The 21,712-nt window shown below is 73.9% G+C and carries 17 protein-coding genes; 9 read left to right on the forward strand and 8 right to left on the reverse strand.

The genetic code is table 11. The features are described 5' to 3' along the window. Positions 1-133: 133 nt before the first annotated feature. From O4J56_RS19315 to O4J56_RS19335, 5 genes are all read right to left on the reverse strand, one after another. Positions 134-1,714, reverse strand: coding sequence for a hypothetical protein (locus O4J56_RS19315; RefSeq protein ID WP_270687489.1), 1,581 nt, complete (start codon positions 1,712-1,714; stop codon positions 134-136). Further along, the gene (locus tag O4J56_RS19320) at positions 1,711-2,625 is read right to left on the reverse strand and encodes an ATP-binding cassette domain-containing protein (RefSeq protein WP_270687490.1); all 915 of its coding nucleotides are present in this window, start codon (positions 2,623-2,625) and stop codon (positions 1,711-1,713) included. Before O4J56_RS19320 ends, O4J56_RS19315 begins: the two co-directional genes overlap by 4 nt. Continuing rightward, the gene (locus tag O4J56_RS19325; protein ID WP_270687491.1) at positions 2,622-3,425 is read right to left on the reverse strand and encodes a zf-HC2 domain-containing protein; all 804 of its coding nucleotides are present in this window, start codon (positions 3,423-3,425) and stop codon (positions 2,622-2,624) included. Before O4J56_RS19325 ends, O4J56_RS19320 begins: the two co-directional genes overlap by 4 nt. Next, a complete protein-coding gene (locus O4J56_RS19330; RefSeq protein ID WP_270687493.1) occupies positions 3,422-4,006 on the reverse strand; it encodes an RNA polymerase sigma factor in 585 nt (194 codons plus the stop codon). Before O4J56_RS19330 ends, O4J56_RS19325 begins: the two co-directional genes overlap by 4 nt. Positions 4,007-4,097: 91 nt before the next feature. Next, entirely contained in the window at positions 4,098-4,835 is a 738-nt protein-coding gene (locus O4J56_RS19335; RefSeq protein ID WP_270687494.1) for a hypothetical protein, read from the reverse strand. A gap of 177 nt (positions 4,836-5,012) precedes the next feature. On the opposite strand from O4J56_RS19335, the gene O4J56_RS19340 reads away from it, so the two are divergent. The 7 genes from O4J56_RS19340 (at position 5,013) to O4J56_RS19370 (ending at position 16,749) form a co-directional block, all read left to right on the forward strand. After that, positions 5,013-5,945, forward strand: coding sequence for an LLM class F420-dependent oxidoreductase (locus O4J56_RS19340; protein ID WP_270687496.1), 933 nt, complete (start codon positions 5,013-5,015; stop codon positions 5,943-5,945). 378 nt (positions 5,946-6,323) lie between these two features. Continuing rightward, positions 6,324-9,056, forward strand: a complete 2,733-nt coding sequence (acnA, locus tag O4J56_RS19345; RefSeq protein ID WP_270687497.1) for an aconitate hydratase AcnA — start codon at positions 6,324-6,326, stop codon at positions 9,054-9,056. A gap of 297 nt (positions 9,057-9,353) precedes the next feature. Next, entirely contained in the window at positions 9,354-11,540 is a 2,187-nt protein-coding gene (locus O4J56_RS19350; RefSeq protein WP_270687498.1) for a hypothetical protein, read from the forward strand. Next, positions 11,530-12,873: a hypothetical protein gene (locus O4J56_RS19355; protein ID WP_270687499.1), complete on the forward strand. Its 1,344-nt coding sequence runs from the start codon at positions 11,530-11,532 to the stop codon at positions 12,871-12,873. Before O4J56_RS19350 ends, O4J56_RS19355 begins: the two co-directional genes overlap by 11 nt. Positions 12,874-13,345: 472 nt before the next feature. Beyond that, on the forward strand, positions 13,346-13,738 hold the full coding sequence (locus O4J56_RS19360) for a VOC family protein (protein ID WP_270687500.1): 393 nt from the start codon (positions 13,346-13,348) through the stop codon (positions 13,736-13,738). A gap of 92 nt (positions 13,739-13,830) precedes the next feature. Then, positions 13,831-15,735, forward strand: coding sequence for a S9 family peptidase (locus O4J56_RS19365; RefSeq protein WP_270687501.1), 1,905 nt, complete (start codon positions 13,831-13,833; stop codon positions 15,733-15,735). Between the two features lie 852 nt (positions 15,736-16,587). Then, positions 16,588-16,749, forward strand: a complete 162-nt coding sequence (locus tag O4J56_RS19370) for a hypothetical protein (protein ID WP_270687502.1) — start codon at positions 16,588-16,590, stop codon at positions 16,747-16,749. 52 nt (positions 16,750-16,801) lie between these two features. On the opposite strand, the gene O4J56_RS19375 is transcribed toward O4J56_RS19370, so the two are convergent. Both O4J56_RS19375 and sigK read right to left on the reverse strand, forming a co-directional pair. Continuing rightward, positions 16,802-17,632 carry an anti-sigma factor gene (locus O4J56_RS19375; protein ID WP_270687504.1) on the reverse strand — a complete coding sequence of 277 codons (831 nt, stop codon included), beginning with the start codon at positions 17,630-17,632 and terminating at the stop codon, positions 16,802-16,804. After that, positions 17,629-18,219 carry an ECF RNA polymerase sigma factor SigK gene (gene sigK, locus O4J56_RS19380; RefSeq protein ID WP_270687505.1) on the reverse strand — a complete coding sequence of 197 codons (591 nt, stop codon included), beginning with the start codon at positions 18,217-18,219 and terminating at the stop codon, positions 17,629-17,631. The genes O4J56_RS19375 and sigK overlap by 4 nt, the downstream gene beginning before the upstream one ends. A gap of 185 nt (positions 18,220-18,404) precedes the next feature. Here sigK and O4J56_RS19385 point away from each other — a divergent pair, with 185 nt between their 5' ends. Further along, positions 18,405-20,054: a molybdopterin-dependent oxidoreductase gene (locus O4J56_RS19385; RefSeq protein ID WP_270687510.1), complete on the forward strand. Its 1,650-nt coding sequence runs from the start codon at positions 18,405-18,407 to the stop codon at positions 20,052-20,054. A gap of 109 nt (positions 20,055-20,163) precedes the next feature. Beyond that, positions 20,164-20,502 carry a hypothetical protein gene (locus tag O4J56_RS19390; protein ID WP_270687506.1) on the forward strand — a complete coding sequence of 113 codons (339 nt, stop codon included), beginning with the start codon at positions 20,164-20,166 and terminating at the stop codon, positions 20,500-20,502. A gap of 383 nt (positions 20,503-20,885) precedes the next feature. On the opposite strand, the gene O4J56_RS19395 is transcribed toward O4J56_RS19390, so the two are convergent. Then, positions 20,886-21,497 (reverse strand): nucleoside/nucleotide kinase family protein, encoded by a 612-nt coding sequence (locus O4J56_RS19395; RefSeq protein ID WP_270687507.1) that lies wholly within the window; start codon positions 21,495-21,497, stop codon positions 20,886-20,888. Positions 21,498-21,712: the final 215 nt, after the last annotated feature.

A 21,712-nucleotide genomic window follows, 5' to 3' on the forward strand; every position in this document is an offset into this window, starting at 1 on the left:
CGCTGTCGGTCCCGGGGGCTTCGGACGGACCCATTGTTGATCTCGGGGGAGTCGGGCTTATGACGTCCGTTTTTACCCCGACTTCCCCGAGATCAACGACACAGGCCCCGGGAGCGGCGCGGCCCGTACGCGGTCATGTGCAGGGCGCGGGGAGCGGGACCTCGAACCCGTCGTCGTAGACGAGCCACTCCTCGGCGAGCTCGGCCTCCTCCTCTTCCGGGAACCACCCCTCGTCGATCATGTCCGCCGCCTCGGCCATGTGCGCCGGGTCCACCTCCACACCCAGCAGGCCGCGTGCCTCCCCCGCCGGGGTGTCCGGGGCGACGAGCTCCTCCCAGTGCGCGTCGAGCGCCTCGACGATGTCCTCCTCGGGGTGGTCCAGCATGGCCCGGACGGTCGCCACCTCCGCCAGCCGAGGGCGGATGTCGTCCATGATGACGAGGTCCCCCAATGCCACGACGGGATCGTCGGCGGCCCGCAGGACCAGCCATGTCTTGACGGCGTAGCGCGCCTGCCCGTGCAGGGTGCACTGCGGCTCCATCCCGTCCGGGCTCTCGGGCGCCCCCACGGCGCCCAGGGCGATCTCCTCGGCGAGGAGGAGGCGGGACCAGTCGTCCTGCGTGCTCCACCCCGGGTCGGGGTAGGCGACCCCGTCGCGGAGCGTCCCTGCACTGTCGATGAGCCCGGGCTCGGCCGCGTACGTGCTCTGCTGGACGGTCGGCAGCCGGTCGCGCGCCCGCTCGGGCACGGCGGCGGCCACGGCCTCGCCCGCCCGCTGCCAGTGCGGGAACCACGACTCGTAGGTCTCGTACCCGCAGTACTCCAGGATGAGCCGTTCGCACACCCGGTCGGGCACCGGCCCCACCGCGGCCGTCCAGGTGCCCTCCATGAGGGCCTCCTGGTTGCGCGCCTCCATCCCGTCGACCTGGCCGTAGACGGCCAGCGCCCCCGCGGCGAACACCGCGGTCGCCCCCGCGGCGGCGAGGCGCGGGCGGCCGCGGCGGCGCTCGGCGCGGACCAGCGCCAGGCCGCAGCACACGGCGGTCAGCAGGGCGAGGAAGCCCAGGTGGCCGGGGACCATCCCCCACATGCCCGGCGAGTAGGTGCCGCCGGGCAGCAGGACCTCCACGAGGACCGAGAACGCCCCCGCGACGAGCCCCCCGCCGGGGATGTCCGGGACGTCGAACGCGAGGACCCAGGTGAACTGGTAGGCCACGACGGCCGACACGGCCAGCGCCGGGAACACCCACGAGGCGCACCACAGGCCCAGCGCGACGCCGGCCGCGCCCGCCGCCGCGCCGATCACCAGGGGGATGAGCAGCGCCGCGGGGCTCAGCACCCCGGCGATCGCGATGGGCGACCACGGGTGCAGCCCCATCACCACGTTCGGCACCAGGGCCACGGCGCCGGCGGTCGCGGCGGCCGTCAGCAGGGCGGCCATCCGGAGGCGGGGGGACACCGGCAGGGCGGAGGCGGCCGCGTAGCGCCGCTCGCGCGACCCGGGGAAGAAGGCGGCGAAGAACACGCCGAGCGCCGGGAACGGGGCCGTGTCGATGATGTCGTCGACGATCCAGCCCCAGTCGACGAGCATCCCCTCGGCCAGGTAGGTCCACTGCTCCCAGAGCCCGTAGGCCACGGCCGCCAGGAGCAGCGGGTTGCGCAGGATCCGCCACAGCTCCAGGCGCACCAGCGCGGCGAAGGCCCGGGCGCTCATCCGCGCTCCGCGGTGAACAGCAGGTAGCCGTCCTCCAGGGTGGGCTCGACCGGGTGGGCCTCGCCCGCGTCCGCGGGCGGGTCGGCCGCCTCGGGGGTGAGCACCCGGTACCGCCCGTCCGGCCCGCGCCAGGCGGTGGCCGCGTCCCGGGGCCGCCTGGCCGCGGACCACACGCGCCCGCGGGCGTGCCCGGTCAGCTCGTCGGGCGAGCCGTCGAAGACCAGCCGCCCGGCGTCCAGCACCAGCACGCGGGAGCACAGCGCCCCCACGTCCTCGATCTGGTGGGTGGACAGCACGGCGCCGCGGTCCCGGGTGAACTCCGAGACCAGGTCGCGGAAGCGGATGCGCTGCTCGGGGTCGAGCCCGATGGTGGGCTCGTCGAGCAGCAGCAGCCGGGGCTCGCCCAGCAGGGCGCAGGCCAGCGCCAGGCGCTGGCGCATGCCCCCGGACAGGCGCCGCACCCGGCTGTGCCGCCGGTCGTACAGGCCCACCGCGTCCAGCACCCGGCGCACCTCGTCGTGCCGGGCCCGGCGCCCGCCCAGCTCCTTGAGCACCGCGATGTAGTCGACCAGGGAGAAGGCGGTGAAGTGCGGGTACAGCACGGGGTTCTGCGGCAGGTGCCCGATGCCGCGCCGGATGCGGGTGCGCCCGGCGGAGGTCTCGGGCGACTCGCCGAGCACGGTCAACCGGCCGCCGCCGGGGTCCAGGTCGGTGGCCAGGCAGCGCAGAAGGGTGGTCTTGCCCGCCCCGTTGCGGCCCAGCAGCCCGGTCACGCCGGGGCCGACGTCCAGGTCGATCCCGGCGAGCGCGTGGCGCACACCGTAGCGCTTGGTGAGCCCGCGGGCGGACGCCAGTGGCCCGGCCGCGGGTCCGGTCCCGGGAGAGGGCCGTCCCTCGGTCGCGGCGGTCATGCGCGTCCCGCCCGTGCCAGGGGGTGGGCGGCGAGCAGGGCGGCCAGGGCCACGGCCCAGCACAGCTGCGCGGTGGGTCCGAACAGGTGGATGGTGTTCCAGGCCCGGACCGCCTCGGCGGCGCCGAGCGCGATCAGCCAGGTCCCGGCCAGCAGGGCGCTCGACACCCCTAACGGCATCCACCGGGTGAACGCCAGCGAGGCCGCCACCAGGGTGAGCGAGGGCAGCAGCCAGGCGGCGGGCGCCCAGGCCGGGCCGAAGGAGGGCAGCAGCAGGGCGGCGCCCGCGCACAGGGCCACCGCCGGCACCAGCACCGCCAGGGAGCGCAGGAACAGCAGCCGCTGCCCGCCCATGGGCGTGGTGGAGGTGAAGGCGTGCGCCGGGTCGACGCGGCGCCCGTAGGCCAGGGCGACCCCGGCCAGCGGCAGCACCGGTGCCAGGTACAGGAACAGCAGGGCGCCGCCGTGCACGGTGTGCGCCGCGAACAGGGCGCAGGCCAGGACGGTGACGGTGGCGATGAGCCAGGCCCGGTACAGCCGCGGGGTGGCGGCCAGCAGGCGCGCCTTGTCCTCGGCCACGCCCACGGCCGACAGCAGCCGCTCCAGTGGGCCCCGGCGCGGCCGGTCGACGATGTCGCGCAGGTCGGCCCAGGACGCCTGGAGCCAGGACTCGTCCGCGGGCAGGGCAGAGCGGCAGTGGGAACAGGACATGATGTGCGCCTCCGCCGACATCGCGGCGACCTCGTCGGCGCGCCCGCGCGCGTAGTCGTGCAGTTGCCTCGGGGTCAGGTGCCAGGTCATACCAGCTGCTCCCGGAGTCGGGCCTTGGCCCGCATGACGCGGGTCTTGACGGTGCCCTCGGGCACGCCGAGGAGCTGGGCGGCCTCTCGGACGGTGAGCCCGTCCAGCACGGTGGCCTGTATGGCCGTGCGCAGCTCGGGGGACAGGGAGTCGAGCGCCTGGCCGAGGGGGCCGTGCTCGACCCGGGTGAGCACCAGGTCCTCGGCCGAGGCGTCGCCGATGGTCTCGTAGGGGGCGGGGTCGGTGTCGGCGATCCACTGGTTGGCGCGCCGCCGGAGCTGGGAGATGAGCTGGCGGATGGCGATGGTCCAGAACCAGGCGGCCGCGTCCCCGTCGGCGCTGCGCGGGGTGAAGGACCCGGCGTTCTTCCAGACGGCGAGGAAGGTCTCCTGCAGGGCGGCGTCGACCAGGTCCGGGTCGGAGGTCCGGTAGCGCAGCCGCGCCCGCAGCCAGGGGGCGTGCCTGCGGTGCAGGACCTCGAGCGCGCCGGTCGCCCCGCCGGCGACGGCCGCGAGGAGGGCGGCGTCGCTCCCGTCGGGGTCGAAGGAGGGCGGGTGTTTCGCGCGTCTGAACAGCTTCACGGGGTCCCTATCGCGGCCGCGTCGCGGAACGGTTCCGCGGCGGCGCGGGTAGCGAGGGTACCGCGCCGCCGCGGGCCGGTCAGCGGGCCGGTCAGGCCGCCTTCTCGATGCCCTCGACGACCTTCAGCACCTCCTCGGGGTCCCCCTGGGGCTCCTCGTCGCCGCTGTCGGAGTAGCCCTCCGGCCACAGGGTCACCACCACGGCGACGCCGGGCTCGGGCACGAACACGGCCTCGGAGCCGCTGTAGTAGCCCCCGCCGTCCGGCAGCTCCTCGGCGGGCTCCATGAACCAGTCGTCCTTGGGCAGGTCCATGGCCGAGAAGTAGGCGTCGGCGTCGGTGAACTCCGCGCTGCGGTCGATCTGGACCTCCATGTCGGAGTCCCAGTCGGCGTATGTCTCCTCCCCGCCGTCGTACAGGTCGGTGACGACCTCCACCTCGTCGTGCAGCCACACCCGCATGGAGGAGGTGTAGTCCTCGGGCGCGCCGGCGTCCTCGGGCACCTCGTCGCCCTCGTCGTAGTACTCGGCGTCGAATCCGTCGTACCAGCCGGGGTCCATGTCGTGGGGGTGGTCGCCGACGCGGTCGGGCACGTGGCCGACCTCATAGCCGTCGATGGGCCCTTCCGCGGGGGTGAGGCCCTGCGTCTCGAGGGCGTCCCCGGCCTCGGCGACGGGCAGGGTCCGGGTGCGGCTCGTGCATTCGCCGGGGTCGCCGTCTCCGCCGTCGGCGAACGCGCCGCCGAGGGGGAGCAGGACCGCGCCCGTCGCGACGGCGGAGACGGCGGCCCCGCCCGCGGCGGCGAGCACGGTGGATCGGTGGATGGCCATGGGGGTCCTTCCGAGGGGGTGGAGGCGGGTTTCCCGGCGGTCATCGCTCTCCGTGCACCGGAGGGTTCGCCCGGAACGGGCGACTGGCCGGGTACGGCCAGGGGAACGGCCGGTGAGAACCGTGTGCGGCGCGCGGCGCGTTACCCGGGAGGCCGCAAGGGGGGAACAATGGGGCGTATGCGCTTGAGGATTTTCACCGAGCCGCAGCAGGGCGCCTCCTACGACACCCTGCTGACGGTCGCCAAGGCGGCCGAGGAGCTCCGGTTCGACGCCTTCTTCCGTTCCGACCACTATCTGAAGATGGGCGACGTGGACGGCCTGCCGGGCCCCACGGACGCCTGGATCACCCTGGCGGGTCTGGCCCGGGAGACCTCCCGGATCCGCCTGGGCACGCTGATGACGGCGGCCACGTTCCGCCACCCCGGCCCGCTGGCGATCAGCGTGGCGCAGGTGGACCGGATGAGCGGCGGCCGGGTGGAGTTCGGTTTCGGCGCCGGGTGGTACGAGGCCGAGCACTCCGCCTACGGCATCCCCTTCCCGGCGTCGGCGCGCGAGCGCTTCGACCGGTACGAGGAGCAGCTGGACGTCATCACCGGGCTGTGGGCCACCCCGCCGGGGGAGACGTTCCGCTATGAGGGGCGCCACTACCGGCTCACCGAGGGCCCGGCGCTGCCCAAGCCGATGCAGGCGCCGCGCCCGCCGGTGCTGATCGGCGGCACCGGCCCCAAGCGCACGCCGCGCCTGGCGGCGGCGCACGCCGACGAGTACAACGTGCCGTTCAACTCGGTGGAGGACACGGCGGCGGCGTTCGGGCGCACCCGGGACGCGGTCGCGGCCGTCGGGCGGACCGCGCCGATGGTCTACTCCGCGGCGCAGGTGCTGTGCTGCGGCCGGGACGACGCCGAGGTGGCGCGGCGCGCCGAGGCGATCGGGCGGGATGTGGAGGAGCTGAAGGCCAACGGGCTGGCCGGAACCCCGGAGGAGGTCGTCGAGAAGCTCGGCCGGTTCGCCGGGATCGGCGCCGAGCGGATGTACCTTCAGGTCTTGGACCTGTCCGACCTGGACCACCTGGAGCTGGTGGCCGAGAAGGTCGCCCCGCAGGTGGCCTGAGGGGCCGGGCGGGGGTGCGGCGCGCCCCGGCGCGCCCGGGGCCGTCGGCGGGGCGGTGCGGGAGGGCGGCGCCCCGCCCAGGTAACTTGATATCGAGATATCGGTTCGATACCTTGATGTCGAGATAACCGTCGCACGGCGCGTGCGGCCGCATCGCCGACAGGCGGGCGCGGCCGCGGCGGCGCGCGGGGGCTGCGCCCGCCGGCGGGGGCGCGGGCCGGGGCGCCGGCGCCGGTGGGACGGTGTGTTTCGGAGGGGCCCAAGGCGAATACGCCTCCGCACCAGAGGCGCGGAACCGAGGGCGGCCTCAGTGATCTCCCGGCCCTCCCGTGCGGGAGGATGGGCGGGAGAAAGTGGCGAGATCAGGAGGCAGAATCCGTGTCCGCGAACAGCTTCGGCAGCCGTGACACGCTCAGTGTCGGCGGCGAGTCGTACGAGATCTTCCGTCTGGACGCCGTCAAGGGCTCCGGGCGGCTCCCCTACAGCCTGAAGGTTCTCCTGGAGAACCTCCTGCGCACCGAGGACGGGGCCAACGTCACCGCCGAGCACATCCGCGCGCTCGGCGAGTGGGACCCCAAGGCCAAGCCGAGCCAGGAGATCCAGTTCACCCCCGCCCGGGTGATCATGCAGGACTTCACCGGCGTGCCCTGTGTCGTCGACCTGGCCACCATGCGCGAGGCCGTCAAGGAGATGGGCGGCGACACCGGCAAGATCAACCCGCTGGCCCCGGCCGAGCTGGTGATCGACCACTCCGTCGTCGTCGACCTGTTCGGGCGCCCCGACGCCTTCGAGCGCAACGTCGAGATCGAGTACGAGCGCAACGGCGAGCGCTACAAGTTCCTGCGCTGGGGCCAGACCGCCTTCGACGAGTTCAAGGTCGTCCCGCCCGGCACCGGCATCGTGCACCAGGCCAACATCGAGCACCTGGCCCGCGTCACGATGAACCGCAACGGCCAGGCCTACCCGGACACCTGCGTGGGCACCGACTCCCACACCACGATGCAGAACGGCCTGGGCATCCTGGGGTGGGGCGTCGGCGGCATCGAGGCCGAGGCCGCCATGCTCGGCCAGCCGATCTCCATGCTCATCCCGCGCGTGGTCGGCTTCAAGCTCACCGGCCGGCTCAACCCCGGCACCACCGCCACCGACCTGGTGCTCACCATCACCGAGATGCTCCGCGAGCACGGCGTGGTCGGCAAGTTCGTCGAGTTCTACGGCGAGGGCGTGGCCTCGGTGCCGCTGGCCAACCGCGCCACCATCGGCAACATGAGCCCCGAGTTCGGCTCCACCGCGGCGATCTTCCCGATCGACGCCGAGACCATCCGCTACATGCGGCTCACCGGCCGCCCCGAGGCCCAGACCGCGCTGGTCGAGGCCTACGCCAAGGAGCAGGGGCTGTGGCTGGACCCGGCGCACGAGCCGGAGTTCTCCGAGTACCTGGAGCTGGACCTGGGCGACGTCGTGCCGTCCATCGCCGGCCCCAAGCGCCCGCAGGACCGCATCTCGCTGTCGGAGGCCAAGCACACCTGGCGCCGCGACGTGCAGAACTACGTCGACGACGCGGCCGACGAGGCCGGCGAGGAGTCCTTCCCGGCCTCCGACGCCCCGGCCCACTCGGCCAACGGCCGCCCGCACAAGCCGGTCAAGGTCACCATGGCCGACGGCACCGAGACCGAGGTCGACCACGGCGCCGTGGTGATCGCCGCGATCACCTCGTGCACCAACACCTCCAACCCCTCGGTCATGCTGGGCGCCGCCCTGCTGGCCAAGAAGGCGGTGGAGCGCGGCCTGAACCGCAAGCCCTGGGTCAAGACGTCGCTGGCCCCCGGCTCCAAGGTCGTCACCGACTACTTCGAGCGCTCGGGCCTGACGCCCTACCTCGACAAGCTCGGGTTCAACCTGGTCGGCTACGGCTGCACCACCTGCATCGGCAACTCCGGACCGCTGCCGGAGGAGATCTCCAAGGCGGTGCAGGACGGGGACCTCGCGGTCACCTCGGTGCTCTCGGGCAACCGCAACTTCGAGGGCCGCATCAACCCCGACGTCAAGATGAACTATCTGGCCTCCCCGCCGCTGGTGGTGGCCTACGCCCTGGCCGGGTCCATGGACGTGGACATCACCACCGAGCCGCTGGGCACCGACAACGAGGGCGAGCCGGTCTACCTGAGCGAGATCTGGCCCTCCCCCGAGGAGATCCAGGAGGTCATCGACTCGGCGATCGCCTCGGACATGTACACCTCGGCCTACTCCGACGTGTTCGCCGGCGACGAGCGGTGGCGCTCCCTGCCCACCCCGACCGGCAGCACCTTCGAGTGGGAGGACGAGTCCACCTACGTGCGCAAGCCCCCCTACTTCGAGGGCATGGGCACCACGCCGGAGCCGGTCGGCGACATCTCCGGCGCCCGCGTCCTGGCCAAGCTGGGCGACTCGGTCACCACCGACCACATCTCCCCGGCCGGCGCCATCAAGCCGGGCACCCCGGCCGCGCAGTACCTGGAGGCCAACGGGGTCCAGCGCAAGGACTTCAACTCCTACGGGTCGCGCCGCGGCAACCACGAGGTGATGATCCGCGGCACGTTCGCCAACATCCGCCTGCGCAACCAGATCGCGCCGGGCACCGAGGGCGGCTACACCCGCGACTTCACCCAGGCCGGGAACGCCGCCGACGCCCCGGTGACGTTCATCTACGACGCCGCGCAGAACTACGCCGCGCAGGGCACCCCGCTGGTCGTGCTGGGCGGCAAGGAGTACGGCTCGGGGTCCTCGCGCGACTGGGCCGCCAAGGGCACCCGCCTGCTGGGCGTGCAGTCGGTCATCGCCGAGTCGTTCGAGCGCATCCACCGCTCCAACCTGATCGGCATGGGCGTGCTGCCGCTGCAGTTCCCCGAGGGGCAGTCGGCCGACTCGCTGGGCCTGACCGGTGAGGAGACCTTCTCCATCTCCGGCATCACCGAGCTCAACGAGGGCCGCATCCCCGCCACGGTGAAGGTGACCACCGACACCGGCGTCGAGTTCGACGCCGTGGTGCGCATCGACACCCCCGGCGAGGCCGACTACTACCGCAACGGCGGCATCCTGCAGTACGTGCTGCGCCAGCTCATCGCGAAGTAGTAGTCCGCACCGCACGTGCGGGCGGGCGCCGCGCCCGCCCGCACGGCACCCAGGCCTCCGGCCCTCTCGCCAGGGCCGGTCCCCCGGAACCGGCGACCCCGCCCGGGGACAGGAGGTGAGGGCCGCCGCCGTCCAGGAGACGGCGGCGGCCTCTTCGCGTCCGCCCCCTGTCGTTGATCTCGGGGGGTTGGACGCTAAGACCGTGCTGGTAGCGTCCATCCCCCCGAGATCAACGAGGGGCATGCGGGGGCGGACCTCGCTATCCGGACGATTCGAAACACCGCTACCCTCATCCCCATGCGTGACCTCCCCCGACGCCGGACCGGGCCGCTGCGGCTCCTGGCGGCGGCCCTCCTCGCCGTGACCGCCGCCCTCGCGGTGCCGGCGGCGGGCGCCTCGGCCGCGCCCGCCGAGCCGTCGAGCCCCGCGGCCTACCTGGCGGAGCAGTTGGCCCAGGAGCCCGCCGGGGAGGCGGTCTTCGTCAGCGACCTGCTCGCGGGCGCCTACGACACCGACGCGCTCGCCGAACAGGTGCGCGCGGAGTTCTCCCGCACCGAGACCCCCTTCTACGTCGTGGTCCTGCCGGGGACCGCCGGGAGTTCCGACAGTGCCGACCTCGTCGCCGCGCTCCGGGACCGCGTCGGCGAGGAGGGGCTGTACCTCGCCCTGAGCGAGGGAAGCGTCCGTGCGACCGCGGCCACCCCCGGGGTGCGCCTGCCCGTCGACGACGCCCGGACCGTCCTGCTCGGCGACGACGAGTTGGACTACGACACCTCGCCCGCCCAGGTGAGCGGGCGCTTCGTCGACGCATTGCTCGACCCGGAGGTCGGACGCAAGGCCGATGAGGCCCTGGAGGACTTCGGGGACTCGGGTGCGGAGGATGGATCGTCCGGCTCCGACGAGCGCGACTCCTACGACGACTCCGCCTTCGCGGAGTTCCTTGACGACATGCGGCCCGACGACGAGACCGGCCTGGGCAACCTGGGGTTCCTGGCCGCCACCGTCGCCGGGTCCCTCGTGGCGGCGGGCGCCACCGGCCACCTGAGGCGCAACGGGCTGCGGACGCCGCTCTGGAGGCCCGGCCTCGCCTGCGTCGCGGGGGCGGTGCTCGTGCTCGGGGCGGCGGTGGGATACGCCGCCTGGAACCCGGAGGACCCCGCGGACGCCCCCGAATCGGACGCGTCGGATGCACCGGGAGGAGGCGGGGGCGGCTCCGCCCGGGCCGACGTCACCCCTGAGGAGGCCCTGGCCGAGCCCCCGTACGTCGCCGCCACCGGGCGCGTGGACCGGGTCGCCGCGGAGATGGAGGACGGGCGCATCCCCGTCGACCCGCTCTGGTCCGGCGCGCGCGGGGACCTGGACGCCCTGCGGGAGCGGGCGGACGACGCACCCGTCCCCGTGTACATGGCGGGCGTCCTGTCCGTCCCCTCCGACGAGTCCGGGGGCGACCCGGACGTGCTCGTGCACGCCCTGGCCGAAACGATCGGCGAGGACGGCCTCTACGTCGTCACCGACCTGGGGTCGGGCAGCCTGGAGTTCGCCACGCGCGGAGTCGACCTGCCCTCCGAGGCGCAGTCCGAGCTGAGGGACCTCGCCTACCCCGACACCCCCGAGGACCTGGTCGTCGCCGACCGGCTGGAGCCTGTGTTGGAGGCGGCGGAGAATGCGGCCTCCGACCCGCAGGCCGGGGAGAGCATCCCCTACGCCGTCGATGCCCTGCAGTACGAAGAGGAGTACGGCGACGACACCCCGGAGTCCCGCCCGGCCGCCTTCGTCGCCGAGGGCTTCTTCCCCGGGTTGCTGGTGATCGGGCCCATCGCCGGGATCATGCTGTACTTCGCCGTCGCCTTCCTCGGCGGCGGGACGCGGTGGTGGGGGCGGCTGCTGGCCGCGGCGCCCGGGAGGCGCCTGCGGCCCATGGCCGACCGCGACGTCCGGCGCGCGGTGCGGGCACTCGAGACGTCGGACGCGGATGGCCCTCAGGTCGCCGAGGCCACGCGCGAGACCGACATCGCGCTGCGGGTGCTGCGCGACGAGCGCGCCGACGAGCTGGACCTGGTCGGCGCCGTCGTACTGGCCCGGCGCGCCGTCCGCAGGCTCGACCCGGACGGCGCCGACGAGGCGAAGCGGCCCGTGTGCATGGTCAACCCCCTCCATGGGCCGTCGGCCGGGCGGGGCCACACCGCGCTCGTGAAGAGGACCGGGAGCGGCGCCGGGGGCGGCACCGGGAAGAGCGGCGGAAAGGCCGGAAAGAAGGCCGGGAAGAAGAGCGGCCGGACGTCCAAGGGCGGCAAGGCCACGCTCGCCATGTGCCGCGACTGCCTGGACCGGGACGACGCGAAGCGGTTCCCCCTGCGGGTGCGCGTCGGCGCGGGCGGAGCACGCGTCTCGCACCTGACACTGGACCGCGTCTGGGTCCGCCGCGAGTACGGCGCCCAGCCCATCCCCGACGAGCCCTTGGAGGGAGAAGCCCGTGCGCGTTGAGACCGGGGCCGCCCCGCTCGCCCTGTTCGCCGCCTGCGCGGTCGCGCTGGGGCCGGCATCCGCCGCGACCGCCGCCACCGCCACCGGCGGGCAGGAGGCCAGCCCGGCCCAGACCATCGCCGCCGCGCTCGAGGAGTCCCCCGTCTACGTGGACCCCTCCTTCGAGAGCGCGCTCCCGCAGGAGGTCCGCAGCGGGATGGCCGCGGACATCGAGGAGAGCGGCGTCCCGCTGCGGGTCGTCGTGGTGCCGCTCGTGGAGGGGGACCAGTGGGGCGGCGACTCCGAGGCCCTGGCCGCCGCCGTCCACGACCGCATGGGGGAGCCGGGGCACTTCCTCGTCATCAGCGGCAACGGGGCGGACGGCGCCGACTACCCGCCGCCCGGAACCCCGGAGGCCGAGAAGCAGCGGGCGTTCTACGGCGCTCTTGCCGCGTCCTACGCCACCGACTACTCGGCGCCCATGGCCGAGGAGGCGGAGAAGGCGGTGGAGTTCGCCCTGGCGGACGACCCCGAGGCCGCCTACACCGAGCAGCAGGAGGCCTTCGAGGCCGAGGACACGGAGGGCTCGGACGGCTCGGAGGGGGCGTCCGAGGACGCCACCGGCGAGGGCTCCTCAGAGGCGGGGGAGTCGGCGCCTGCGGAGGGGGCGGGGGTGTGGCCGTGGACGGCCGGGGCGGCGGTGCTGCTCCTGGCCGCGGGCGGCGGCGCCTATCTGCTGTGGTACCGCCCCCGCCGCCTGCCCGAACCCCCGCGGCACACCGCCTTCGACAACGTCGACCGGGCCCGTCGCGACGAACTCCAGGAGCGCGCCGAACGGGAGCTCGTCGAGGTCGGGGAGCGGATCAGCGCACAGGACGCGGTTTCGGGCGAGGCCGCGGCGGCGGCGATGGCGGAGGCCTTGGACGCCCATGCTGCGGCCCGCTCGGTGCTGGACTCGGCGCCCGAAGGGGATGCGGGGCTCGCCGACCTGGCGGGGGTCCTCGTCCTGTTGGACAAGGCCGAGCACGCGCTGGCGCGGGCCAAGGCGGGCGGCAGGGGGCGCGAGCGCCGCCACTGCTACGCCAACCCGCTGCACGGCACGGCGACCGCCGACACCGACTGGCGGGAGCTGGGGAGCGACCGGACGGTGCGCGTGCCGATGTGCAAGGCGTGCGCCAAGTCGGTCCGCACACGGATGCGGCCCGAGCCCCTGCTGGTGGAGCACGAGGGCCGGACGGTGCCGTACTACGACGTGCCCGCCGAGGAGAGCGTGTGGTCGGCGACGGGGTTCGGGACGCTGACCGACGACCTTGTCGCGAGGATCCAGCGGGGCGAGCACACGAGGGGCGCCTGAGTAGCGTCGCAGGCCTCGGACGGCGGCGTCTCGGACGGCGGCGCCTCGGACGGCGGGGGCAGAGGCGGAGCCGTTCTCCGGCCCCGCCTGCCGCCGGGCGTGTTCCTCGGGGTCCGGTCGGGAGACGGGTTCAGGGGGACCCCGCTCAGGATCCGGTCGGGCGGTGGGCGACCGGAACGCCAAGGGGGACGCGGCGGTGAAGGTGGGCGGCCCTTGCCACAGCGTCGTCCGCCGTCGGGCGTGTGCGTGGTCACCGGAGGGGCTGCGACGGCGGGAGCCGGGGCGGATCACCGGCCCTGCCTGCCGTCCGGCAGGCCATTCGTGGACCGGGCGGGCTCCGCGGAGATGGTGGAGGGCGGCCGCGAGAAGGGCGGCCACCGACGGCGACGGCGGTGTCACTCGATCGTGTCGTACCCGTGCGGCATCATCGGCGCCACATGCCCCATGAGGAGATTCCCGTGAGGAGGAGACCATGGGCAACCGCCTGCAGACCGTCGTGCTGGAGGCCCGCGACCCGCACGCGCTGGCGCGCTTCTACTCCGAACTGCTGGGACTGGAGGTGACGAGGACCGACGGCGACTGGGTCGACATCGGCGACGCCTCGACGACCCGCCTGAGCTTCCAGCACGCCCCCGGGCACCGGCCGCCCGAGTGGCCCGACGGCGCCTCCCCGATGCAGATGCACCTGGACATCGAGGTGGACGACATCGACGCCTCCGAAGAGCTGGCCCTGTCCCTGGGCGCGACCCGGTTGGACTGGGACTCGGCACAAGAGGAGGCGATGGGCCTGCGCCCGGTGGGACGCGGCGGCTTCCGGGTCTTCACCGACCCCGCGGGCCACCCGTTCTGCCTGTGCTGGAACTAGCTCCGAGCACGTCCCCGGCGGCCGGTTCCGGTCCCGGGGCGGGGGCGGGAATTCCGTGGTGCGGGGCACATGCGCGGCGCTAGGGTCACCGGATGAGTTCTGTCGACCTTGAGCGCTTCCACACCCTCGGAGCACCCGCGCTGTCCCCCGACGGCCGCACGGCCGTGGTGGCCACCAGCCGCCCCCGCCTCGACACCGACTCCTACCGGAGCGAGCTTTGGGCCGTCCCCACCGACGGGTCGGCTCCCGAAAGGCGCCTCACGCGCGGCGGGCGCGACAGCGCCCCCGCCTACTCCCCGGACGGACGCCTCATCGCGTTCCTGCGCGCCGCCGACGGCGGGCGGCCGCAGCTGCACCTCATGCCCGCCGACGGCGGAGAGCCCTGGCGGCTCACCGACCTCCCGCAGGGGGCGGGGGCACCGGTCTGGAGCCCCGACTCGCGGTGGCTGGCCTTCGTCTCCCGCGTCCCCGACGAAGGGCGCTACGAGGGCGAACCCGCCAAGGAGGCGCCGCGCCGCATCACCACATTCGAGTACCGCTTCGACGGTGACGGGTTCACCTCGGACCGGCCCGCCCATGTGTTCACCGTCGAGGCCGCCGAACCCGGCGACGACGGGTCGCTGCCCGAACCGGTGCAGGTGACCGAGGGCCGGTTCGACCACCATGGCCTGGACTGGAGCCCGCGCGGCGACCTGCTGTGCTTCATCGCCGCGCGGCACGCCCACCGCGACCGCGTGCTCGCCGACGACGTGTGGGTGTGCGCCCCCGACGGGTCGGACCTGAGGAAGCTGACCGGTACGAGCGAGGGCGTATACGCCGCCCGCTTCTCGCCCGACGGGGCGACCGTGGTCTACGCGGGCTCCGACGCCGGCCCGGACGGGCGCTGGTGCACGACAGAGAACGCCGGCGTGTGGGCGGTTCCGGCCGACGGCTCGGCCGACCCGGTGCGCCTCACGGACGTGGAGCGGTTCACCGTGGCGCGCGGCACCGGGATCACCCCCGTGGAGGAGGGGGTCCTGTTCTGCAACGAGAACCGGGGCGCCGTGGACCTGCTCCTCGTGCCCTACGGCGGGGGCGAGTCCCGCGTGCTCATGGACGGCCCACGCCAGGCGGGGACCGCGGCGTGCGCGGGCGGGGTGACCGTCCTGCCGGTCGGCGACGGGTCGAGCCCGGGGGAGCTGGTGGCGCTCGGCGCGGAGGGGGAGCGGCGGCTCACCTCGTTCGCCACGACGCGCGAGTGGATCCCGATGGAGGAGGTCGACGGCACGGCCCCGGACGGGTACCCGGTGCACGGCTGGCTGCTGCGCCCGGAAGGGCCCGGCCCGCACCCCGTGCTGCTGATGATCCACGGCGGGCCGTTCGCCCAGTACGGGTGGCGGGTCTTCGACGAGGCGCAGGTGTACGCCGAGGCGGGGTACGCGGTCGTCATGGGCAACCCGCGCGGGTCGTCGGGGGACGGGGAGGCGCACGGCAGGGCGGTGCGCGGGGACGTGGGCCGGGTGAGCGCCGCCGACCTGCTGGCCCTGCTCGACGAGGCGCTCAAGCGCGACGGGCTGGACCCCGAGCGGGTGGGGGTGCTGGGCGGCTCCCACGGCGGCTTCATGACCACCTGGATGGCGGCCGAGCACGGCGACCGCTTCCGCGCGGCGATCAGCGAGCGGGCGGTCAACGCCATCGACAGCCACTACGGCAGCAGCGACATCGGGTGGGTGTTCGCCGAGCAGCTGTACGGCGACCCGTCCACCTGGGCCGACCAGAGCCCCCTGGAGCGGGCGCACAAGATCGGCATCCCGATGCTGATCATCCACTCCGAGGAGGACTGGAGGTGCCCCGTCGAGCAGGCCCAGCGCCTGTTCGTGGCCCTGCGGTCGCGCCGGGCGGAGGTGGAGATGCTGCTGTTCCCGGGCGAGGGCCACGAGATGTCGAGAAGCGGACTGCCCAGCCACCGGGTGGCGAGGTTCGAGGCGATCCTGGACTGGTGGAAGCGGTACCTGTGACTGGGCCCCACCCCCGGCGGCGCGGGGCACACCGGTGTGACTTCAAGCGGGTCGGCGGGGCGGTCGGGCGGCGGGGCGGCGACGGAGTGAGCTGGGCGGGTTCCCGGGCCCTGCCTGCTGGGCGGCGGGGTCCCTGTGGTCCGGGTGGGGAGGGCGGCTGGGCAGGTACCCCGCTCGAGCCCCTCGGCCGGGCGGCGGGCCGCCGGAGTGTGGCGTGGTCGGCGGCGACGAGGAGAGGTCGGCGGTCCGTGCCGCAGCGTCGTCGGCCGACCGGCGTGTGCGTGGTCGCCGTTAAGGGCGGCGACGGAGAGAGCAGGACGGTTCCCGGGCCCTGCCGGCCGGGCGCGAGGCTCCTCGCGGTCCGGGTGGCGGCGCGGCCGGGGACCGGAGTGGGCGCGTGGCTGAGCGCGTTCGTGGCGGGCGTCGGCCCGGTGTCCCCCTGGCTGACGATGATCTCGACAAGAGTGCTGTCATTCCGGCGGTTTTGACAGCACTTCCGTCGAGATCATCGCGGGGGCGGCGGTGCGGGGGCGCGCTGGTGTTGATCTCGGGGAAGTCGGGGTTATCGTGTCCGGTTTGACCCCGGGTTCCCCGAGATCATCGCGGAGGGGGCCGCCTGGGTGGCGCATATCGGGTATATCGGGCGGTGGGAGAGGGGTTCGGGCATCTGGTGTCGTGGAATCGACGCTTTTAGGTGGATCAGGTGTCGATATCACCACCCAAGATGCGCCCGCACCCCCGCCCGCCCCCTTCGGCGGGGGGTGCGGGCGCCCTCAGGGAGGACCCTGAACGTTCCCCCAACGGGCCCTGGGACGGGTTACCGGTGGGCGTCCCGGCGCATACGGTGAAGGCATGGGACGGATCTTTGTCATCGCGCTCGTGATCTTCTTGGCCTTCTTCGCGGCGAGCTGGCTCTTCGGGATGCTGCTCGGCCTGTTCAAGTGGGTGCTCATCGTCGGCCTGGTGGTCCTGGGCGCGATGGCGGTGAAGAAGGCGTTCAGCGGCCAGAGGTGATGGGCCCGCGCCGAGCGCCGTCGGCGGGGGCGGCGGACGCCCCCGCCGACGCTCAGACGTCGACCTTCATCGGCTCCTTGCTGGGCTCGGGCATGCCCGTGTCCGGCTCCATGGTGATGCCGAGCTGGGTCGCGCCGGACATCCCCTTCACCATCCCGGTCAGCATCCCGTCGCCGTCCTCCTCCAGCATCCCGGCCGAGCGCATGCCGTCGTCGTCGACGTACCAGAGCTGGTAGGCCTTGCCGTCGGGCGCGGGCGGCAACCCCTTGACCATGATCATCATCGTGTCGTGGTCCCCCGAGGCGAAGACGGTGGCGTTGGCGTCGCTCTCGGAGACGGGCCGGTCCATCTTCTCGGTGCCCGGCGCGGCCAGCAGCGCCTCCACCTCGGCCGTGTGCGCCTGAAGGTCGTCCATGCGCCGCGCCTGGTCGACCGTGACCGCGCCCAGCACGAGGGCGACCGCCACCGCTGCCGCCGCCACGGCCCACGGCAACCGCCGTACCACTCGGGACCGGAGCGGGATCACCTTCGCGCCGGATCCGTCGCCGTCCCTGTCGGTTGGGCCGTCGCCGCCCGCGGACTCAGAAGCGTCGCCGGAACCGGAGACCGCATCGGCGTGGGCCTGTGCCTCCCCGGCGGCAGTCGGCGGAAGCTGGCGGGTGCGCGCGGCCTCCGCCTTCACCCTCTCCCACAGGCCGTCCGGCGGGCCGACCGCCTCCGCGGCGCCCAGCCGCGCCGCCGTCTCCCGGAAGTCCCGGAGGTCGCGGCGGCAGTCCTCGCACTCCTCCAGGTGCGCCTCGACCTCGGCCCGCTCGGCCTCCTCCAGCGCGTCCAGCGCGTACGCGGCCGTCAGGCCGTGCACGTCGTACCCCCGCGGGCTCACGCCTCCACCCCCAAGCAGTCGCGCAGCCGGATCAACCCGTCCCGGAGCCTCCCCTTCACCGTGGTCAGCGGGACCTTCAGCGCGGCGGCCGCCTGGCGCTGGGTGTACCCGGCGTAGTAGGTCAGCCGCACCGCCTCGCGCTGCAGGCCGGTCAGTCGCCCCAGGCACCGGCGGACCCGCTCGCGCTCCAGGCGGTGCTCCACCGCCTCGGGCACCTCGTCGGCCGGCGTCTGCTGCGGCTCGGTCCGGCCCACGCGCGCGGTCCGGTCCGCCGAGGCCTGCTCGGAGCGCACCCGGTCCACCGCCCGCCGGTGGGCGATGGTCAGCACCCACGACCGCACGCCCCCGGCCGCCGGGTCGTACCGCGCCGCCTGGCGCCACACCTCCACGAACACCTCCTGCGCGACCTCCTCGGCCTGGGCGTGGTCGAGCAGCACCCGCGCCGCGGTCCCGAACACGGGGCCGGCCAGCTCCCGGTACACCCCCTCGAACGCCTCCATGTCGCCCAGCGAGGCCCTGGCCAGCAGTTCGCCGAGCCCGTCGGCGCCCGTGCGGCCCGATGGCCGCGACGGCAGCGCTTCGTCCACCCGACCTCTCCCGTCCCTCGTGTCTTCGGCTCCGTCATCCTGCCATTCGGAGCGGGGGAGGGGGAGGCGACGCCGCACCTGGGGAAAACCCCCGTCGGCAGGGGCCGGGAAAAAACTTCGGGGAATTCCGGGCGGGGCGGTCGCCCCCCTCGCACCCGCTCCGAAGGAGGGGTGTGTCGGAACAGATGAAACGGACGCCCCGGTGGGCGGCGGCGGTGTGCGGCCTGGTGGCCGGCGGTGCGGGACTGGCGGCCGCGGAGGCCGCCGCGGTCCCCTTCGGCCCGGCGGCCTCGCCCGTGCAGGCGGTGGGGGCCGCGACGATCGACCTGGCCCCGCGGCCGTTGAAGGAGTTCGCGGTGGCGACCTTCGGCACCGCCGACAAGCTCGTGCTGCTGGTGGGCATCGGCGTCGTGTTGGCCGTGTTCGCCGCGGCGCTGGGCATCGCGGCGCGCGGCCGCCGGTGGGTGGCGGGCGCGGGGGCGGGGGTGCTGGCGCTGGTCGGGGCGGTGGCCGCCTTCACCCGGCCCGACGCCGGCCCCTTGGACATCCTGCCCGCGCTCGTCGGCGGCACGGTGGCGTACGTGGCGCTGGTGATGCTGATGAACGCCGCCGGTGCAGGTGCCCGTGCCGCCGACGCCCCGGGCGTCCCAGAGGGGCCGGCCGCCGAGGACCGGGATCCCGAGGAGTCCACTTCCGAGGGGGCGGGGGCGACCACCGAGGAGCCCGCGGAGGGCCGGGGCTTCGACCGGCGGCGCTTCGTCCTCATCGCGGGCGCCGCCGCGGCCGCGGCGGCGGCGGTCGGCACGGGGGCCGGGCTCTACAGCAGGACGAGCGCGGGCAGCGCGGCGGAGAGCAGGAACTTCGCGCTGCCGAAGCCCGCCTCCCCGGCACCGCCCGTCCCCGACGGGGCCGACCTGGAGATCGAGGGCCTGGAGTCCTTCTTCACCCCGCCCGGGGAGTTCTACCGGATCGACACCGCCCTGTCGGTCCCGCGCATCGACGCCGCCTCGTGGCGCCTGCGGGTGCACGGCGCGGGGGTGGAGGAGCGCGAGTACACCTTCGCTCAGCTGCTGGAACGGGACGACATCATCGAGCGGGACGTCACCCTGGCGTGTGTGTCCAACCAGGTCGGCGGCGGCTACATCGGCAACGCGCGCTGGATCGGGGTCCCGCTGGCCGAGATCCTGCGCGAGGCCGGGGTGCGGCCGCCCTCCGAGGGCGGCCCGGCCGACCAGCTCGTGTCCCGGTCCGACGACGGCATGACCATCGGCACCCCGGTCGAGACGGTGATGGACGGGCGCGACGCCATGCTCGCCCTGGGCATGAACGGCCGCCCGCTATCGCCCGAGCACGGCTTCCCGGTGCGGATGGTGGTGCCGGGCCTCTACGGATACGTGTCGGCGTGCAAGTGGATCACCGAGATCGAGCTGACCACGTTCGACGCGTTCGACGCCTACTGGGTGCCGCGCGGGTGGTCCGCCGAGGGGCCGATCAAGCTCCAGTCGCGCATCGACACCCCGCGCGACGGCGCGTCCGTCGGCGGGGACGGTGCGGGGGTGACCGTCGCCGGGGTGGCCTGGGCGCAGCACGTGGGCGTCGACGGGGTGCAGGTGCGCATCGACGGCGGCGAGTGGCGCGACGCGCGCTTGGCGGAGGAGGCGACCGAGGACACCTGGCGCCAGTGGGTCTTCGACTGGGAGGACGCCGAGCCCGGCGAGCACACGGTGAGCGTGCGCGCGGTGGGCCGCGACGGCGAGGTGCAGACCGCCGACGAGGCGCCCCCGGCGCCCGACGGCGCGACCGGCCACCACATGATCACGGTCTCCGTGGGCTAGCGGGGGAACCCGACCGGCCCGCGCGGGACCGGGCGCCCCGGGGTCCGGGGCGCCGTGCGATGGAGCGATCAGACCGATCGGCTTCGGAATACCGATTGAGGAGAGAACGATGAGCGAACGTCCCCTGAGCCTTCTGCGCCGCCTTGTCGTCGCCGGTGGGATCGCGTCCGTGGTTGTGCTGGCGGGCGCCGCCGCCTGCGACAACTCGGGCGATGGAGCGGAGACCTCCGGCCAGGAGGAGTCGCAGGAAGGCGACGAGATGTCCGAGGAGTCCGAGGGAGGCGACTCCATGCAGGACGAGGGCATGGAAGACGAGAGCATGGAGGACGGCGAGGAGAGCGGCGGCTCCATGGAAGAGGACATGGAGGGCGAAGAGGGCGACATGAAGGACGAGGAGATGGGCGACGACGAGATGAAGGAGGGCGACGACATGGAGGGCGAGGGCTGACGGCCTCGCTTCTTCATCCCGCCTTTCGACGGCGCGTGACTCCCGGCGGCTCCTGAGTGCTGCGGAAGCGGCTCTCAGGAGCGCTGCCGTGTCCAGGCATGGACCGGCCCGGGTTTGGGGCGGCCAGAGGCCGGCGATTGCGGACGGATCAGGACAGTCGGGAGTGCGGATTCGGTCGCTTTTCGATAACGTCCAGCATCGGCCCAGGTCGGAAAGTGTGAGCTCCGCGCGAGCGGAGATGGACCGGCATCAGGTCACCTCCTCGATCAGCAGGTCGGGTGAGCTCCGCGCGAGCGGAGATGGACCGCGCCAGCCCTTGGTGCGGCGGCGCTGGATACGTGAGCTCCGCACATGCGGAGATGCTTTGGCGTCGCGTCCGCCGCCTAAGCGGTCGTCTCATCCGAGTTGTCCAGGACCAGGTCCGCGTGCTTCCTCGGGTCGTGTCTGGCGGCGAACGACTCCTCCTGGGCCGCCCACATCTCCCTGAACGGCGCGTACAGGTCTGCGTCCCACCGCGCGTTCAACCTCTGGTGGCGCACATCTTCAGGTGCTTCGACCCATACGAGGAGTGACAGGAACTCGCGCAGTTCCTCGGCGCCGCAGCCGCAGCCCTCTATGACCAAGGTGTCGGCCACCTCGGCGCTGTCCCAGCCGCCCGCGTCGTCGGGTGCCCAGTCGCCGTTCTCCCAATCCCATCGGCGCCATCGCGGGTCGCGGCCCTCGGCCAGCGGCTCCAGCACCCACTTGCGCACCAGCGGAGCGACCGCCTCCAGCCCCTCCCACCCGGGGTACAGGTCGTCCATGTGCACGACCGGGCACCGCAGCCGCGCCGCCAGTGCCTCCGCCAGCGCCGTCTTGCCCGCTCCCGAGCGCCCCTCCAGTGCCAGGACCCTGCACCGCCCCGCCCGTGCGGGCGCGTGACGCAACAGGTCGGCCGTCCGGTCGCGCCAGTCGGCGGATCGTGTGGAGATGGAGCGTGTGGGGTTGTCAGGCACGCGCGGCAGCCTACCGCTGATCTGGGTGATCGGCCGGGAACGGGGCGCGATGGGCGCTATGGCGAGCACCTCGCCACCGCCACGCTGAACACCACGTCGGCACCACGCTCGCAGGGCGGGTGGCCGCTTTCGGACCCCTCCTGTGCCGGTGCCGGGCGCCGATGCTGCGTTCACGGCTTGTAAGCTGCCTGACCACCGGCTTCAACGCCGGCGGA

This window comes from Nocardiopsis endophytica, assembly GCF_027706725.1.
GTDB classification, from domain to species: domain Bacteria; phylum Actinomycetota; class Actinomycetes; order Streptosporangiales; family Streptosporangiaceae; genus Nocardiopsis_A; species Nocardiopsis_A endophytica.